This window comes from Kitasatospora sp. NPDC028961 (assembly GCF_055564815.1).
Map to the genome: position 1 here is coordinate 1 of NZ_JBVHVO010000044.1, position 14,634 is coordinate 14,634.

Annotated in this window: 13 protein-coding genes; 10 read left to right on the forward strand and 3 right to left on the reverse strand. The window is 75.0% G+C overall.

Annotation, left to right across the window (positions count from 1 at the left end; translation table 11 throughout):
- The 8 genes from ACZ4UX_RS36125 to ACZ4UX_RS36160 all read left to right on the forward strand — a co-directional run.
- A partial coding sequence (locus tag ACZ4UX_RS36125) for an MFS transporter (RefSeq protein WP_465709744.1) occupies positions 1-1,327 on the forward strand: 1,327 nt, incomplete at its 5' end.
- Positions 1,324-2,295 carry a TolB family protein gene (locus tag ACZ4UX_RS36130; RefSeq protein ID WP_465709745.1) on the forward strand — a complete coding sequence of 324 codons (972 nt, stop codon included), beginning with the start codon at positions 1,324-1,326 and terminating at the stop codon, positions 2,293-2,295. The genes ACZ4UX_RS36125 and ACZ4UX_RS36130, both read left to right, overlap by 4 nt.
- Positions 2,296-2,555: 260 nt before the next feature.
- Positions 2,556-3,308 (forward strand): GntR family transcriptional regulator, encoded by a 753-nt coding sequence (locus tag ACZ4UX_RS36135; protein WP_465709746.1) that lies wholly within the window; start codon positions 2,556-2,558, stop codon positions 3,306-3,308.
- A 14-nt stretch (positions 3,309-3,322) separates the two neighbouring features.
- Positions 3,323-3,550, forward strand: a complete 228-nt coding sequence (locus ACZ4UX_RS36140; RefSeq protein ID WP_380390824.1) for a 4Fe-4S dicluster domain-containing protein — start codon at positions 3,323-3,325, stop codon at positions 3,548-3,550.
- Positions 3,551-3,561: 11 nt separating this feature from the next.
- Complete coding sequence (locus ACZ4UX_RS36145; RefSeq protein ID WP_465709747.1) at positions 3,562-4,941, forward strand: ABC transporter substrate-binding protein; 1,380 nt, start codon at positions 3,562-3,564, stop codon at positions 4,939-4,941.
- Positions 4,938-5,774 (forward strand): ABC transporter permease, encoded by an 837-nt coding sequence (locus ACZ4UX_RS36150; RefSeq protein ID WP_465709748.1) that lies wholly within the window; start codon positions 4,938-4,940, stop codon positions 5,772-5,774. The genes ACZ4UX_RS36145 and ACZ4UX_RS36150 overlap by 4 nt, the downstream gene beginning before the upstream one ends.
- Entirely contained in the window at positions 5,771-6,502 is a 732-nt protein-coding gene (locus ACZ4UX_RS36155) for an ABC transporter ATP-binding protein (RefSeq protein ID WP_465709749.1), read from the forward strand. The genes ACZ4UX_RS36150 and ACZ4UX_RS36155 overlap by 4 nt, the downstream gene beginning before the upstream one ends.
- A 167-nt stretch (positions 6,503-6,669) precedes the next feature.
- The gene (locus ACZ4UX_RS36160; RefSeq protein ID WP_465709750.1) at positions 6,670-9,369 is read left to right on the forward strand and encodes a fumarate reductase/succinate dehydrogenase flavoprotein subunit; all 2,700 of its coding nucleotides are present in this window, start codon (positions 6,670-6,672) and stop codon (positions 9,367-9,369) included.
- Here ACZ4UX_RS36160 and ACZ4UX_RS36165 read toward each other — a convergent pair.
- Positions 9,360-10,520 (reverse strand): iron-containing alcohol dehydrogenase, encoded by a 1,161-nt coding sequence (locus tag ACZ4UX_RS36165; RefSeq protein ID WP_465709751.1) that lies wholly within the window; start codon positions 10,518-10,520, stop codon positions 9,360-9,362. The two genes, ACZ4UX_RS36160 and ACZ4UX_RS36165, sit on opposite strands and share 10 nt — an antisense overlap.
- Before the next feature lie 138 nt (positions 10,521-10,658).
- On the opposite strand from ACZ4UX_RS36165, the gene ACZ4UX_RS36170 reads away from it, so the two are divergent.
- Positions 10,659-11,669, forward strand: a complete 1,011-nt coding sequence (locus ACZ4UX_RS36170; protein WP_465709752.1) for a LysR family transcriptional regulator — start codon at positions 10,659-10,661, stop codon at positions 11,667-11,669.
- Between the two features lie 7 nt (positions 11,670-11,676).
- Here ACZ4UX_RS36170 and ACZ4UX_RS36175 read toward each other — a convergent pair whose 3' ends face one another.
- Positions 11,677-12,768 (reverse strand): methyltransferase, encoded by a 1,092-nt coding sequence (locus ACZ4UX_RS36175; RefSeq protein ID WP_465709753.1) that lies wholly within the window; start codon positions 12,766-12,768, stop codon positions 11,677-11,679.
- A 163-nt stretch (positions 12,769-12,931) separates the two neighbouring features.
- Between ACZ4UX_RS36175 and ACZ4UX_RS36180 the strand changes: the two genes are divergently transcribed.
- On the forward strand, positions 12,932-13,909 hold the full coding sequence (locus ACZ4UX_RS36180; protein WP_465709754.1) for an alpha/beta fold hydrolase: 978 nt from the start codon (positions 12,932-12,934) through the stop codon (positions 13,907-13,909).
- 72 nt (positions 13,910-13,981) lie between these two features.
- On the opposite strand, the gene ACZ4UX_RS36185 is transcribed toward ACZ4UX_RS36180, so the two are convergent.
- Positions 13,982-14,248, reverse strand: coding sequence for a hypothetical protein (locus ACZ4UX_RS36185; RefSeq protein WP_465709755.1), 267 nt, complete (start codon positions 14,246-14,248; stop codon positions 13,982-13,984).
- Positions 14,249-14,634 lie beyond the last annotated feature (386 nt).

Here is a 14,634-nt window from a genome sequence, read left to right on the forward strand (position 1 = left end):
CCCCCCCCCCCCCCCCCCCCCCCCCCCCCCCCCCCCCCCCCCCCCCCCCCCCCCCCCCCCCCCCCCCCCCCCCCCCCCCCCCCCCCCCCCCCGCGTCCCGGGCACGGTCGTCGCGCTCGGCGCGGTCAGCCTGGTCACCGATCTCTCCTCGGAGATGGTCACCGCCGTGCTGCCGCTCTACCTGGTGCTGGGGCTCGGCCTCTCGCCGCTTCAATTCGGTTTCCTCGACGGGCTGTTCAACGGGGCGACGGCGCTGGTCCGGCTGCTCGGCGGCAAGCTCGCCGACCGCGGCGGCGGCCGGCACCGGACGGTCGCCGGGTTCGGCTACCTGCTGTCGGCGCTCTCCCGGCTCGGGCTGCTGCTGGCCGGCGGCGCGGCCGCCGGGATCGCCGCCGCGCTGGCCGCCGACCGGCTCGGCAAGGGCGTGCGGACCGCGCCGCGGGACGCGATGATCTCGCTCAGCGCGCCGCCGGAGGAGCTCGGCCGGGCGTTCGGGGTGCACCGGGCGATGGACACCACGGGGGCGCTGCTCGGCCCCCTGGTCGCGTTCGTGGTGCTGTGGGCGACGGCGGACGCGTACGACGCGGTCTTCGTGGTCAGCTTCGCCACCGGGCTGTTCGGCGTGCTGGTGCTGGTGCTCTTCGTCCCGGCCGGGGCGAGGCCGGCGGCCGGCGTGAAGCCGGTGGCCGATGTGAAGCCGGCAGTCGGCGAGCGTGGGAGGAAAGGCGAGCGCGGCAGGACGGGGAAGAAGCCCAGAGCACTCGGCGACCCGGTGTTCCGGCGGGTCGTCACGGCCGCCGTGCTGCTGGGCGCCGCGACGATCGGTGACTCCTTCCTCTACCTGCTGCTCCAGCGCGGCCTGGACCTGCCGGCCCTGCTCTTCCCGCTGCTGCCGCTCGGCGCCGCGGCGTGCTACCTGCTGCTGGCCGTACCGGCGGGCCGGATCGCGGACCGGTCCGGGCGGCGCACCCCGTTCCTCTGGGGGCACGGTGCGCTGCTCGCGGCCTACCTCGTGGTGATGGCCCCGCCGGGCTGGCCGGCCACCGTACTCGTCCTGGTCCTCCTGGGCGTCTTCTACGCCGCCACGGACGGTGTGCTGATGGCACTCGCCGGGCCGGTCCTGCCGCTCGACGGCCGGGCGAGCGGGCTCGCGGTGCTGCAGACCGGTCAGGCGCTGGCCCGGCTGGTCGGCGCGGCGGGCTTCGGTGCGGCCTGGACGTGGTGGGGGCCGCGTCCGGCCCTTGCGGCGGCCGCGCTCGCGCTGGCCGCCGCACTCGTCGCGGCACGGCGGATCTTGCCGGAGCGGCCGGAGAGGGAGGTCTCGTGAAAGCGCGTTCGCTGGTGCTGATCACCGCGGCCCTGGTGCTGCTGGGCGGTTCGCTGGGGTACGTCCTGCACGCCAGGGAACGCGGCGGCGGGCAGCGGCTGGTCGCCGCCGCGAGCTCGTTCACCCTGGACGAGCCCGGGCTCTACTACCGGGATTCCGCCACCGGGCGGGTCGCCCGCAGTCCGGGGGTGGCGGACGGGCCGTCCTGCGTCCGCTTCCACGCCGCGGGGGACCGGGCGCTGTGCCTGCGCGCCCTGCCCGGCACCCCGGCCCGGACCCAGGCGGTGGTGTACGACCGGAAGTTCACCGAGCTCCAGTCGGTGACGGTGCCCGGGATCCCGAACCGGGCCCGGGTGTCGGCCTCCGGGCACCTGCTCGCCTGGACCGCGTTCGCGGTGGGGGACTCCTACGCGGCGGGCACCTTCTCCACCCGGACGTCGGTCCTGGACCTGCGTACCGGCTACCTGGTCAAGTCCATCGAGTCCATCCCGCTGACCGTCGACGGCGCCCGCTACCACGCCGCCGACGTCAACTACTGGGGCGTCAGCTTCGCCGCCGACGACAACCGCTTCTACGCCACCGTCTCGACCGGCGGCCGGACCCACCTGGTCGAGGGGGACCTCCGGGCCTGGTCGGCCCGCACCCTGCGGGAGAACGTGGAGTGCCCCTCGCTCTCGCCGGACGGCACCCGGATCGCCTTCAAGAAGAAGGTCTCGGCCGACCCGGCGGCGCCCTGGCGGCTCCACGTGCTGGAGCTGGCGGGGATGGGCGAGCACCCGCTGGCCGAGTCGCGCAGCGTGGACGACCAGGCGGTCTGGCTCGACGGGGAGACGCTCGGATACGCGCTGCCCGGCCAGGGCGGCAAGGGCACCGACGTCTGGAGCGTGCCGGCGGACGGCGGCGGGGCGCCGCGGCTGCTGGTTCCCGGCGGCTCGTCGCCGGTGGCCGTGGCCGCGGCGCCGAACTGAGCCGGGGGCCGGCGCCGCGCGGCCGCGCCGCCTCGACCGGCCGCCTGGGCGGGGCCGACCCGGCGCCACCGCACCGTGCGGACGGGGGTGGCCGGCGCGGTGGCGCCGGGTGGCAGTTCGGTCGCGCCGGGCGGTGTTCCCGCAGGTCGGAGGTGGTCGTGATGGCTGGTCAGATGGCGTAACGCGGCGGCAACGAAGAACCGGCGGGTTCGGCTCTAGGGTTCTGGCCGAACCACCCGCCGATGTCCGGAGCAGCCCCGATGACCAGCGAGAACACCGTCCGCCCCGGCGTCCGGCGCCCACGGGCCGACCGGGCCAGGCAGGTCGCGGACGTCCTGCGGCAACAGGTGCTGAGCGAGGTGTTCAAGGACGGCCCGCTGCCCCACGAGGACCAGCTGGCGGAGGAGTTCGGCGAGTCCCGCAACACCGTCCGGGAGGCGCTGGACCTGCTGCGCGGTGAGGGCCTCGTCCGCCGCGTGCCGGGGTCGGGGACGCTGGTCGTGGCCGGCAAGGTGCCGCACGGGCTGAACCGGTTGCAGGGCCTGGCGGAGACGCTCCACGAGCACGGCGAGGTGGTCAACGAGGTCCGCTCGTTCGGCCCGGTCCGCGCACCGGGCCCGGTGGCCCGCCGGTTCGGCCTGCCGGAGGGCGCGGACGTGGTGTACGTGGAGCGGCTGCGGCGGCTGAACGGGCTGCCGCTCTCGCTCGACCTCACCTACCTGGCGCCCGACATCGGCGCCGGGCTGGACGCCACCGATCTGGCGCACCGCGACATCTTCCGGCTGATCGAGGAGATCGCCGGCCAGCCGCTCGGCCGGGCCGACATCACCCTGGAGGCGGTCAACGCCGACGCGCACTCCGCCACCGTGCTGGAAGTCCCGCGCGGATCGGCCCTGTTGATGCTGGAACGGCTCACCACCCTGGCCGACGGCCGGCCCGTCGACCTGGAGTACATCCGCTTCCGCGGCGACCGGATCACCATGCAGGGCCGGCTGCTGCGCGACCTGACCTGAGGGAGACCCGCCCCATGACGCTCGCCGACCACCGCTCCGACGTGCCCGTGACCATCGACGCCTCGCTCTGTATCGCCGGCTGCACGCTCTGCGTGGAGATGTGCCCACTGGACTCGCTGGCCATCCACCAGGACAGCGGCAAGGCCTACATGCACGTCGACGAGTGCTGGTACTGCGGCCCGTGCGCCGCCCGCTGCCCCACCGGGGCGGTCACCGTCAACATGCCCTATCTGCTTCGCTGAGGGACCATCAGATGATTCGCACCGCAAGCGCGCTGAGAACGATGACGGCCGCCGCCGTGCTGGCCGCCGCCACCGCCTGCTCCTCCGCGAGCGCCTCCGGCGACACCGTCGAGGTGGTCGTCGGCTACCAGTCCAAGACCATCAACACCGTCACCGCCGGCACCCTGCTGCGGGCCCGGGGCTACTTCGAGCAGCGCCTCGCGGAGCAGGGCACGAAGGACGGCCGGCACTACCGGGTCACCTGGCAGGACTACGACTCCGGCGCCCCGATCACCGCCCAGATGCTCGCCGAGAAGATCGACATCGGGTCGATGGGCGACTATCCGCTGCTGATCAACGGCTCCCGGGCCCAGGAGGCCGGCGGACCGGGCACCAGGCTGATCTCGGTGACCGGCTACAACCTGCTCGGCGCGCTCAACGGCGTCGTGGTGCCGAACTCCTCGCCGGCGCACACCCTGGCGGACCTCAAGGGCCGGAAGGTCTCCACCTCGGTCGGCTCGGCCGCCGACGGCACGCTCGTCCAGGCGCTGGCCCGGGCCGGAGTGGCGGAGAGCGACATCCAGAAGCAGAACCAGCAGCCCGCGGTCGGCGCCTCGGCGCTGAAGGCCGGGAGCGTGGACGCACTCGCCCAGTTCGTCGCCTGGCCGGGCGCGGTGGTGTTCGCCGGTGACGGCCGGCTGCTCTACGACGGCGCCGCCCTGGGCCGGCCCACCCTGCACGGGGTGGTGATCCGGCAGGAGTACGGCACCGCACACCCCGGGGTCGTCGAGGCGTTCCTGCGGGCCCAGTCGGACGCCACCCGGTTCCTCAACGAGCACCCGCTGGACGCCAGCCGCGAGGTCGCCGAGGCCACCGGCCTGGCCGCCGAGGTCGTCCACCTCTACAACGGCCCCGGCGGCATCGCCACCTTCGCCACCCCGCTGGACGCCGGACTGCTCGACGCGCTGCGCCAGGACGTGCCGTTCCTCAAGTCCGTGGGCGTGCTGAAGGCGCTCGACGTGGAGCGGTTCATCGACCCCTCGTACCAGGAGAAGGCCGCGCTGCCGGCCGTCGCACCCGCCCGGATCACCGGCACCGACCCGGTCTGCGGCCGTCCGGTGACCGATCCCGCCCTGGCCGGCGAGGTCTGGTACGACGGCGAGGACGCCACCCACCCGGCCGCCGACCCGGGCTGCCTGCTGCGGGCGCTCAAGGCCGCCGGGGCGAAGGTCCGGGCGGCGTACGTACCGGACGCGGCGACCGGCACCCGCTGGTTCGCGGACAAGGACCAGTGGGTGCAGGACGGCGGCTCGCTGCTGCCGTTCACCACGGAGGACGGCGCGAAGGCCTACCTGGCCGCCCACCCGGGCGCCCGGCCGCTGACGTACCGGGAAGCGCTGGCGGCGTCGTGACCGCGCGGCGCAGGCTGGTGCGGGCGGGAGCGCTCGTCGCGTTCGTCGGGCTGTGGCAGCTGCTCACCGCACGGCGGGTGCGGCTCTGGGTGAGGTTCGACCACCTGCCGACGGCGGGCCAGGTCGGCGAGGCGCTCTGGCGGCAGCTCGGGACGGGGCAGTACTGGCAGGACCTGGCGGACAGCCTGCGGCGGATCGGCAGCGGGTTCCTGCTGGCGGCGGTCCTGGGCGTGGCGGTCGGGGTACTGACCGCGCGCTCGCGGTGGGCGGCCGATCTGCTCGGCCCGGTGCTGGAGGTGGTCCGGCCGATCCCGGCGATCGCCCTGGTACCGGTGGCGATCATGCTCTTCCCGGAGAACGAGCAGGGCATCGTGTTCATCACCTTCGTCGCGGCCTTCTTCCCGGTGACCGTCGCCACCCGGCACGCGGTGCGCGCGGTGCCCCCGGTCTGGGAGGAGTCCGTGCGGACGCTGGGCGGCGGGCGCGGGCGGGTGCTGTGGAGCGTGGTGCTGCCGGGCGCCCTGCCCGGGGTGGTCGGTGGGCTCTCGGTGGGCATCGGCGTGGCCTGGATCTGCGTGATCTCCGCCGAGATGGTCTCCGGACAGTTCGGCGTCGGCTACCGGACCTGGTCGGCGTACACGGTGCTGGACTACCCGGGCGTGTTCACCGGGATGGTGACGATCGGCCTGCTCGGCTGGGCCACGTCCGGCGCGGTCGAGCTGGTCGGGCGGCGGCTGACGGCCTGGCTGCCGCCGGCCGGTCCGCAGGGGAGCGGTGCGGTGGCGGCGCAGGCGCGCGTCGAGCGGCCGGAACGGGTGGAGGTGGGCGTATGAGCGTGCGGTTGACGGCCCGGGGGCTGAGCGTCGGACATGCCGGGCGGGCGGTACTGAGCGGTGTCGACCTGGAGGTCGGAGCGGGCGAGGTGCTGACGGTGGTCGGCGCCTCCGGTGGCGGCAAGTCCACCCTGCTCCGGGTGTTCGCCGGCCTGCTGCCGCCCGCCGGCGGCGAGCTGCTGGCCGACGGCCGGCCGGTGCGCGGGCCCGACGCGGAGCGGGCGCTGGTGTTCCAGGAGGACGCCCTGCTGCCCTGGCGGAGCGTGCGGAGGAACGTCGAACTCCCGCTCGCGGTACGGCGGGTGCCGCGGGTCGACCGGCGGGCGCCGGTGGACGGCTGGATCGCCCGGGTGGGGCTGGCCGGGCTGGAGCGGCGGCTGCCGCGGGAGCTGTCCGGCGGCCAGCGCCAGCGCGTCCAGCTCGCGCGGGCGCTGGTGGGGGCGCCGCGGGCGGTACTGATGGACGAGCCGTTCGGCGCGCTCGATCCGCAGACCAGGGCCGCGATGCAGCGACTGCTGCTGACGGTGTGGGAGAAGGAGCGCTGCACCGTGGTGTTCGTGACGCACGACGTGGACGAGGCGCTGCTGCTCGGGGACCGCGTCGCGGTGCTCGGCGGCGGGACGGTGGCGGCCGTGCACGCCGTCCCGCACGCGCGGGACGCGGCCGCGCGCCGCGAGCCCGCCGTGCTGGCGCTGCGGGAGCGCGTGCTGGATCAGGTGCGGTCGTAGGCGCGAAGCCGCCGTGCCGGCGCAGGTGCAGGAACGCGTGCTGGAGCAGGTGCGGTCGTAGGCGCGAGCCCGCCGTGCCGGCGCTGCGGGAGCGCGTGCCGGCGCGGTCGCGGCCGTGAGCGCCCGGAGCGGCGCACGTACAGACAAGCCCTAGTGAGAGGTGCACCATGGAGATCCCCGACCTCGCCGACGCCCGGCGCCTGAGCTGTGACGTGCTGGTGGTCGGCGGCGGTACCGCCGGTTCGATGGCCGCGATCAGCGCGGCGGAGGCCGGGGCGAGCGTGCTGCTGCTGGAGAAGGCGCACGTGCGGCACTCGGGTGCGCTGGCGATGGGCATGGACGGTGTCAACAACGCCGTCATCCCCGGCCGGGCGGACCCGGACGACTACGTCGCCGAGATCACCCGCGCCAACGACGGCATCGTCGACCAGCGCACGGTGCGCCGGACCGCCACCCGCGGCTTCGCGATGGTCCAGCGGCTGGAGCGGTACGGGGTGAAGTTCGAGAAGGACGAGTACGGCGAGTACCTGGTCCGGCAGGTGCACCGATCGGGCAGCTACGTGCTGCCGATGCCGGAGGGCAAGGACGTCAAGAAGGTGCTCTACCGGGTCCTGCGGCAGCGCCACATGCGCGAGCGGATCACCATCGAGAACCGGGTGATGCCGGTGCGCGTGCTCACCTCCGGCGGCCGGGCGGTCGGCGCGGCCGGATTCGACACCCGCAGCGGGGAGTTCGTCACCGTCGAAGCCGGCGCGGTGGTGCTGGCCACCGGCCCGTGCGGCCGGCTCGGCCTGCCCGCCAGCGGGTACCTGTACGGGACGTACGAGAACCCGACCAACGCCGGGGACGGCTACGCGATGGCGTACCACGCGGGCGCGGAACTGAGCGGCATCGAGTGCTTCCAGATCAACCCGCTGATCAAGGACTACAACGGGCCCGCGTGCGCGTACGTGGCGAACCCGTTCGGCGGGTACCAGGTCAACCGGCACGGCGAGCGGTTCGTCGACTCGGACTACTGGTCGGGGCAGATGATGGCCGAGTTCGCCGCCGAACTCGGCTCGGAGCGAGGCCCGGTGTACCTGCGGACCACGCACCTGCCGGAGGAGACGGTGCGGGCCCTCGAGTCCATCCTGCACACCACCGAACGGCCCAGCCGGGGCACCTTCCACGCCGGTCGCGGCCACGACTACCGCACCCACGACGTGGAGATGCACATCTCCGAGATCGGCCTGTGCGGCGGGCACTCGGCGAGCGGCGTCTGGGTCGACGAGGACGCCGCCACCACCGTGCCCGGCCTCTACGCGGCGGGCGACCTGGCGTGCGTCCCGCACAACTACATGATCGGCGCGTTCGTCTTCGGCGACCTGGCCGGCACCCACGCGGCCGGAAACCTTCCCCCGGCCCGCGCCGAGCTGCCGCGGGACCAGCTCGCGGCCGCCCACGAGCTGGTCTACCGCCCGCTGCGCAACCCCGACGGACCGCCGCAGCCGCAGGTCGAGTACAAGCTGCGGCGCTTCGTCAACGACTACGTCGCACCGCCGAAGACCGGAGCGCGGCTGTCGGTGGCACTCGAACACTTCGAGCGGATGCGCGGCGAGCTCGCGGCGATGGGCGCCCGGACCCCGCACGAGCTGATGCGGGCGGTCGAGGTCGACTTCATCCGGGACTGCGCCGAGATGGCCGCCCGTTCCTCGCTGGCCCGGACCGAGAGCCGCTGGGGCCTGTACCACGAGCGCGTCGACCACCCGGAGCGCGACGACCAGCAGTGGTTCAGCCACCTCAACCTGCGCAAGAACGCCGCCGGCGCGATGGAGTTCCTCACCCGGCCGGTCGCGCCCTACCTGGTGCCGGTGGACGGCCTGGAGCCGCCCGAGCTCCCGGTGACCGTGCTCGGCGAGGTCCACCCGCTGCCGGTCGGGCGCACCGGCACGGCCGTGGCCGCCGCCCGGACGGAGGCGGCGCCGACCGTGCCCGCCTCGCCCCGGCTGCTCGAACTGCTGCGGCTCGCCGAACAGCAGCCCGCCCTCGACCGGTTGGCGCCGTACCTCGCCGACCCGGCCCCCGAGGTCCGGCGGACGGCGGTGGCGGTGCTGACGGAGGCGGCGCCGGCCGGTACCGGCGCGGCGCTCGCCGAGGCCCTGGGCGACCCCGACGGGCCGGTCCGGGCGGCGGCGGTCGCCGGGCTCCGTGAGCTGGCCGACGTCCTGGACGGCTCGCTCGGCGCGGCCGTGGAGCGGGCCGCCGGGTCGCCCGATCCGGTGGTCCGGGCGGGCGTGCTGGAGCTGTCCCGGGTGCTGCGGACCGGTTCGGCGGAGCTGTTCACGGCCGCTCTGGCCGACGCCGAGGTCCCGGTCCGGCTGCAGGCGGTGCGCGGGCTGGTCTCGCTCGACGCCGCCACCGCCCTGGCGGCCGCGGCGGGGGACTCCGCCCGGGAGGTGCGGGTCGCGGTGGGGGAGGGGCTCGGCACCATCGGCGACCGCGCCGCCGCGCCGGCGCTGCTCCGGCTGGCCGGTGACGCCGACCCGCTGGTACGGGCCGCCGCCTTCGACGGCGCGGCGGGCATCGGCTGCCCGCCCGAACTGGCCGCGCCGGCCGCCGTGCCGGACACGGCCTGGCAGGTCCGCAAGGCGGCGGCCGGCGCGCTCGGCGCCGCCGGGCTGCTGCCCCCGCTGGTCGCCCTGCTCGACGACGACAACCCGGACGTCCGCAAGGCCGCCGTACGGGCCCTGACCCGGTCCACCGGTGACCCGGCGGTCGCCGCGGGCCTGCGGGAACGGCTCGCCGACTCCGACGCGGACGTGCGGGCCTACGCGCGGCTGGCCCTGCGGCGGGTGAGCCCGGCGGGCGTCGGCGGTGATCAGGCGTAGATCCGGGCGTAGAGCTCCTGGATCTGCTCGGCGGTGGGCACGACGGGGTTGTGGGCGGGGGAGCCCGACCCCAGGGCCTGCTCGGCCATCAGGGGCGTCAGCCGGGCCCACGCGGCCGGGTCGATGCCGTGGGCGCGGGGCGTGGGGACGGCCAGGTCGTGGCAGAGCTCGTGGAGGGCGTCGACGAGTTTGGCGGCGGCGGCGCCCTCGGCGTCCGTCACGCTCGCGGCGCCCAGGGCGCGGGCGCAGTCGGCGTACCGGCCGGGGGCGGCGGCCACCGAGAAGGCGGTCACCGCGGGGAACAGCATCGCGTTCGACAGGCCGTGGGCGACGTGGAAGTGGGCGCCGATCGGACGGCTCATGCCGTGCACGAGGGCGACGCTGGAGTTCGAGAAGGCCATCCCGGCCTGGGTCGCGGCGAGCATCATGGCCTCGCGGGCCACGGCATCCGAACCGTCCGCGTAGACGCGGCGCAGATGGCGGCCGATGGTGGCGATCGCGGTGAGGGCCAGACCGTCGGAGAAGGCGTTGGCCTTGCGGCTGACGTACGCCTCGACGGCGTGGGTGAGGGCGTCGACGCCGGTGTCGGCGGTCAGCCGGGGCGGCATCGACAGGGTCAGGTCCGCGTCGACGACGGCGGCGACCGGCTGGAACGCCGGGCCCAGGCAGAGCATCTTCTCGTCCGTGCCGCTGTCGGTGATGACGGTGACCTGGGTCGCCTCCGAGCCGCTGCCGGCGGTGGTGGGGACGGCGATCACCGGGAGCGCCGGCCCGTGGTTGACGCGCGGCGCCTTGTAGTCGCGCATCCGACCGCCCTGGACGCCTAGCAGGGCGAGCGCCTTGGCGCTGTCCATCGGGCTGCCGCCGCCGAACCCGATGACGGAGTCCGCCCGGTGCTCGTGCAGCGCCTCCAGGCCCGCGGTCAGCGAGTCGGTGGTCGGGTCGGGCACGGTGCCGGCGAACAGGCGAGGGCTCAGCCCGGCCCGGACCAGCGTCGCGGTCACCCGCTCCGCCGCGCCCGTCCCCACCAGGAACGCGTCGGTGACGAGCAGGGGCCGGCTCAGCCCCAGTCCGGCGACGACGTCGCCCAGTTCCTCGACGGCGCCGCGGCCGACGCGCACGATCCGGGGCAGGGACAGGCCGGCGACCATGGGGGACCCTCTCGACGCTGGGAGGAACGGCGGCCGGGTGCGCCGGCCGACGGTGCCCCGACTCTGCCGCCCCCGAGTCGTGCGCTCAAGCACCAATCGTGCAGACGGGGTGTGCGCGAATGCAGATACGCTGCCCCGGTGCCCTCCCGTACCCGCCCGGTCGGCGACGACCCGGAGCCGCCGCCGCGGCCGGAGCACGGCGGCCCCGACCCGCGCGCACTCCGCGCGGACGACCTGCGGTACCTGCTCGCCGTCGCCCGCACGGGCCGGCTGGTCAGCGCGGCCGACGCGCTCGGCGTGGACCACACCACGGTGTCCCGCCGGATCACCGCGCTGGAGAGGAGCCTCGGGGTACGGCTGATCGAACGCGGCACGGAGGGCTGGGGCCTGACCGACGCCGGCCGGTCCGTCGCGGACAGCGCCCGCGCGATCGAGGACGCCCTCGTCCGGGTCGTCGACGCGGTCTCCGGTCAGGACGCGCCGTCCCTGCACGGCACCGTCCGGGTGAGCGCCCCGGACGGCTTCGGCACCGTCTTCGTCACCCCGGCACTGGCCCTGGTGCGCCGGCGCCACCCCCGACTGCGCGTCGAACTCATCACGGCCACCCGGCAGTTGAATCTGCGCCCGGCCGGCTTCGACCTCGCCCTGGCGATCGGCCGGCCACCGCGCAGCCGCCTGGTGACCGAGCACCTGACCGACTACGCGTTGGGCCTGTACGCCGCCGACGAGTACCTCGCGCGGTGCGGCCCGCCCGGCTCGGTCGCCGAGCTGCGGGAGCATCCGCTGATCTTCTACATCGACTCGATGCTCCAGGTCGGCGACCTCGACATCGAACGCCATCTGCCGGGCATCACACCCGCGTTCTCCTCCACCAACGTCTTCGCCCAGGTCGAAGCCACCCGACTCGGCGCCGGGATCGGCGTGTTGCCGGCCTTCCTCGCCGAACGGGCCCTGCTGCGAAGGCTGTTGCCGGACGAGGTCGACATCCGGCTGCCGATCACGCTGGCCGTACGGCGCGAGGCGGTGACCCACCCCGCCGTCCGGGTGGTCCGCGACGCCCTCCACCACGAGGTCGCCCACCGCACCGCCGAACTCCTCCCCGCCGACTCGACCCGGGAGCCGGGACCACCGCCTTCGAGCAGTACCTGATGACATGTCAGGCCGGAACGGCCTCGACCACGGACAGGACGGTGGGGGTGGGGAGGACGCGGGAGAGGCGGAGGCCGGCGCGGTCGAAGAGGGCGGCGAAGTCCGCCTCGGTGCGTTCGCGGCCGGTGAGGGAGGCCATCATCATCAGGTCCAGGGTCTTGGACTGGTGCGGGGCGTTGCCCCGGGGGACCACCGCGTCCAGGACCAGGACGCGGCCGCCCGGGTGGAGCGAGCGGCGGCAGCTGGTCAGCAGGGTCACGCAGGTCTCGTCGTCCCAGTCGTGCGTGATGCGCTTGAGCAGGTGGATGTCGCCGGGCGGTGCGGACGCGAAGAAGTCGCCCTCCGCGAGGGTCCAGCGGCCCGCGATCTCCTTGTCGGTGTCGAGGCGGTGGTCGGCCAGGACGTGGGCGCGGTCGTAGAGGACGCCCGCCACGCCCGGGTTGCGGCGCAGGACCTCCAGCAGCAGGCCGCCGTGGCCGCCGCCGACGTCCACGACCGTGCCGGTCTCCGGGAAGTCGTAGGCCGCCGCGAGGACCGCGTTCTCGGCGTCGGACATCGCTGCCATGCCGCCGTGGAAGACGGCGGCGGTCCGCGCGTCCTGGGCGAACCAGTCGAAGAACGGCATGCCGAAGATGGCCTCGAACGACGCGGTGCCCTCGGTCAGGCAGCTCGTCAGCTCGCCGGCCGGCTGCCACATGGTGCGGTCGGTGAGCATCTGGACGGCCGTCCGGGCCGAGCAGGGGACGTCGCTGCGCAGCGCCTGCCCGGCGTCGGTCAGCGTGAACCGGCCCGCGTCGTCCTCCGCCACCACGCCCCGGGTGGCGAGCAGGCGCAGCACCCGGTGCAGGCTGCGGGCGTCCAGGCCGGTCGTGGTGGCGAGTTCGGCGGGCGTGCGGGGGCCGTCCGCGAGGTGGTCGGCCACGCCGACGTCGGCGGCGGCGCGGAGGGCGGCGGGGAAGAGGAAGCCGAGGGCCTCGTCGATGAGGAAGGCCGAGGAACGGCGGTAGCGGGCCTCGGGATCGGCCGCGCCGCCGGGCTCGGCGGCGGTGTCACCCGCCGCCGTCCGCTCGTCGAAGTGCCTGGCCTCGTCCTGACGCATGCCGTCCTCCTCGCATCCGTGCCCCCGCCCGGGAAGGCTGCCCACGGGCGACGGGACCGAAGCGCACCACCCACCGATCGGGTGCGGACGTTCGCCGGGGAACGACCCGCCTGGCCGTAGGGTCGTCGTGACACGTGACGGAAATCCTCGAAGGAGCGGCCCGATGACGACCGGCCGGCGCATCCTCAAGGTCAACGGCGCGGAGCTGAGCGCCGACCTCCTCGGCGATCCCGCCGATCCCGCCGTCCTGCTGATCCACGGCGCGGGCCACTGCGCGCTCAACTGGAGCGACGGCTTCGTCCGGCGGCTGGCCGACGGGGGCAGGTTCGTCGTCCGGTACGACAGCCGCGACGCGGGGGGATCGACGACCTACCCGGTGGGCGCTCCGCCGTACGGGCTGCCGGACCTGGCCGACGATGCCGCCGCCCTGATCGGCGCCCTCGGCCTGGGCGCGGCCCACGTCGTCGGCATGTCGCAGGGCGCCGCGGTCGGCCAGCTGCTGGCCCTCGACCACCCGGACCGGGTGGCCACGCTCACCTGCGCGTCGTCCACGCCCGGCATCCCCGGACAGGAGCAGGCGGACCTCCCGCCGATGTCGGACCGGCTCGCCGCCTTCTTCGCCCAGTCCGAGGCCCAGTCCGAGGCCCAGTCCGAGGCCGGGCCCGGGGCCGGAGTGGAGGACGGTGACGGCGAGGCCGGAGCGGACGGCGGTGGCGGGGTCGACTGGTCCGACCGGGACGCCGTCATCGCCTCGATCGTCGAGGGCGAGCGCCCCTTCGCCGCCGTCTCGCGGCCGTTCGACGAGGACGCCGTGCGCCGGCTGGCCGCCCGGGTCGTGGACCACGCCGCCGACATCGCCGCCCAGTCGACCAACCCCTACCTCCTCGATGCCGGCCGCCCCTGGCGCCACCGGCTCGGCGGGATCACCGCGCCCACCCTGGTGCTCCACGGCGACGAGGACCCGCTGTTCCCGGTCGAGCACGGGCGCGCCCTGGCGGCGGAGATTCCCGGCGCCCGCTTCATCGCCCTCGAACGCACCGGGCACGAGGTCTTTCCCGAGGGGACGTGGGACGTCGTCGTCCCGGCGCTCCTCGCCCACACCCGCCGGCCGGGCGGCGCCGCCACCCCGGGCCGGCCGTAGCGGGGAACGCGGGGAGACCCCCGCGTCGCAGCGCCGGGGCGCCGCGTCGCGGGGGTCTCCCGGGTGGACCGGTCAGCAGTGGACGCTGCGCTCGCACTCCTCGTAGCGGCGGATCTGCGCCTCGATGGCGGCCGCGCGGGCGTCCGTGACGTTGGCCTCCTGGAAGTGGCCCTGGCTGCGCAGGCGCTGGGCCTGCTGGCGCAGCTTGGCGGCCTGGACCTGCAGCTCACCGATGTTGACCGAGACGGAGGCGCGGGCCTGGGTGGGCGCGGCCTGGGCGGGCGCGGCGGCGAGGAGCAGGCCACCGGCGAGAACGGCCGAGACGGTCAGTGCGGACATGCGACGGAGCATGGTTTCCCCCTGGTTGTTCGATGGTTCATGTGCTGTTCGGTCATCCGTCGAACTGATGACTGCTCAGTAGCGTAAGTGATCATGCCCGATGACCGGGCACCGGACGCCGCATTGCGGACGTTCGGCGGGTCGGCGACCCTGCCGATCGGCGGGGGTGGGGCGGGGTGTGGGGTGATCCATCGACGGCTACTGGCGAGTAATGTGGCTGATCATCACCTCCTCTGATGGGTCATCAGCTCGCTAGGCTCGACGGCCGGGCGGAGTCGCGAGGTCCGTGCGGTCCGTGTTGTCCGCACGGTCCGAGTGGCCTCCGTAATCCGAGCGATCCGAGCGATCCGAGCCGCTCCGAGCGTGCTCCGAGGATTCGCGTGATT

Coding starts and splice junctions, on each gene's coding strand:
- ACZ4UX_RS36145 (WP_465709747.1), top strand. CDS start 3,562: ATGATTCGCACCGCAAGCGCGCTGAGAACGATGACGGCCGCCGCCGTG.
- ACZ4UX_RS36175 (WP_465709753.1), bottom strand. CDS start 12,768: ATGCGTCAGGACGAGGCCAGGCACTTCGACGAGCGGACGGCGGCGGGT.
- ACZ4UX_RS36155 (WP_465709749.1), top strand. CDS start 5,771: ATGAGCGTGCGGTTGACGGCCCGGGGGCTGAGCGTCGGACATGCCGGG.
- ACZ4UX_RS36160 (WP_465709750.1), top strand. CDS start 6,670: ATGGAGATCCCCGACCTCGCCGACGCCCGGCGCCTGAGCTGTGACGTG.
- ACZ4UX_RS36180 (WP_465709754.1), top strand. CDS start 12,932: ATGACGACCGGCCGGCGCATCCTCAAGGTCAACGGCGCGGAGCTGAGC.
- ACZ4UX_RS36135 (WP_465709746.1), top strand. CDS start 2,556: ATGACCAGCGAGAACACCGTCCGCCCCGGCGTCCGGCGCCCACGGGCC.
- ACZ4UX_RS36140 (WP_380390824.1), top strand. CDS start 3,323: ATGACGCTCGCCGACCACCGCTCCGACGTGCCCGTGACCATCGACGCC.
- ACZ4UX_RS36185 (WP_465709755.1), bottom strand. CDS start 14,248: ATGTCCGCACTGACCGTCTCGGCCGTTCTCGCCGGTGGCCTGCTCCTC.
- ACZ4UX_RS36165 (WP_465709751.1), bottom strand. CDS start 10,520: ATGGTCGCCGGCCTGTCCCTGCCCCGGATCGTGCGCGTCGGCCGCGGC.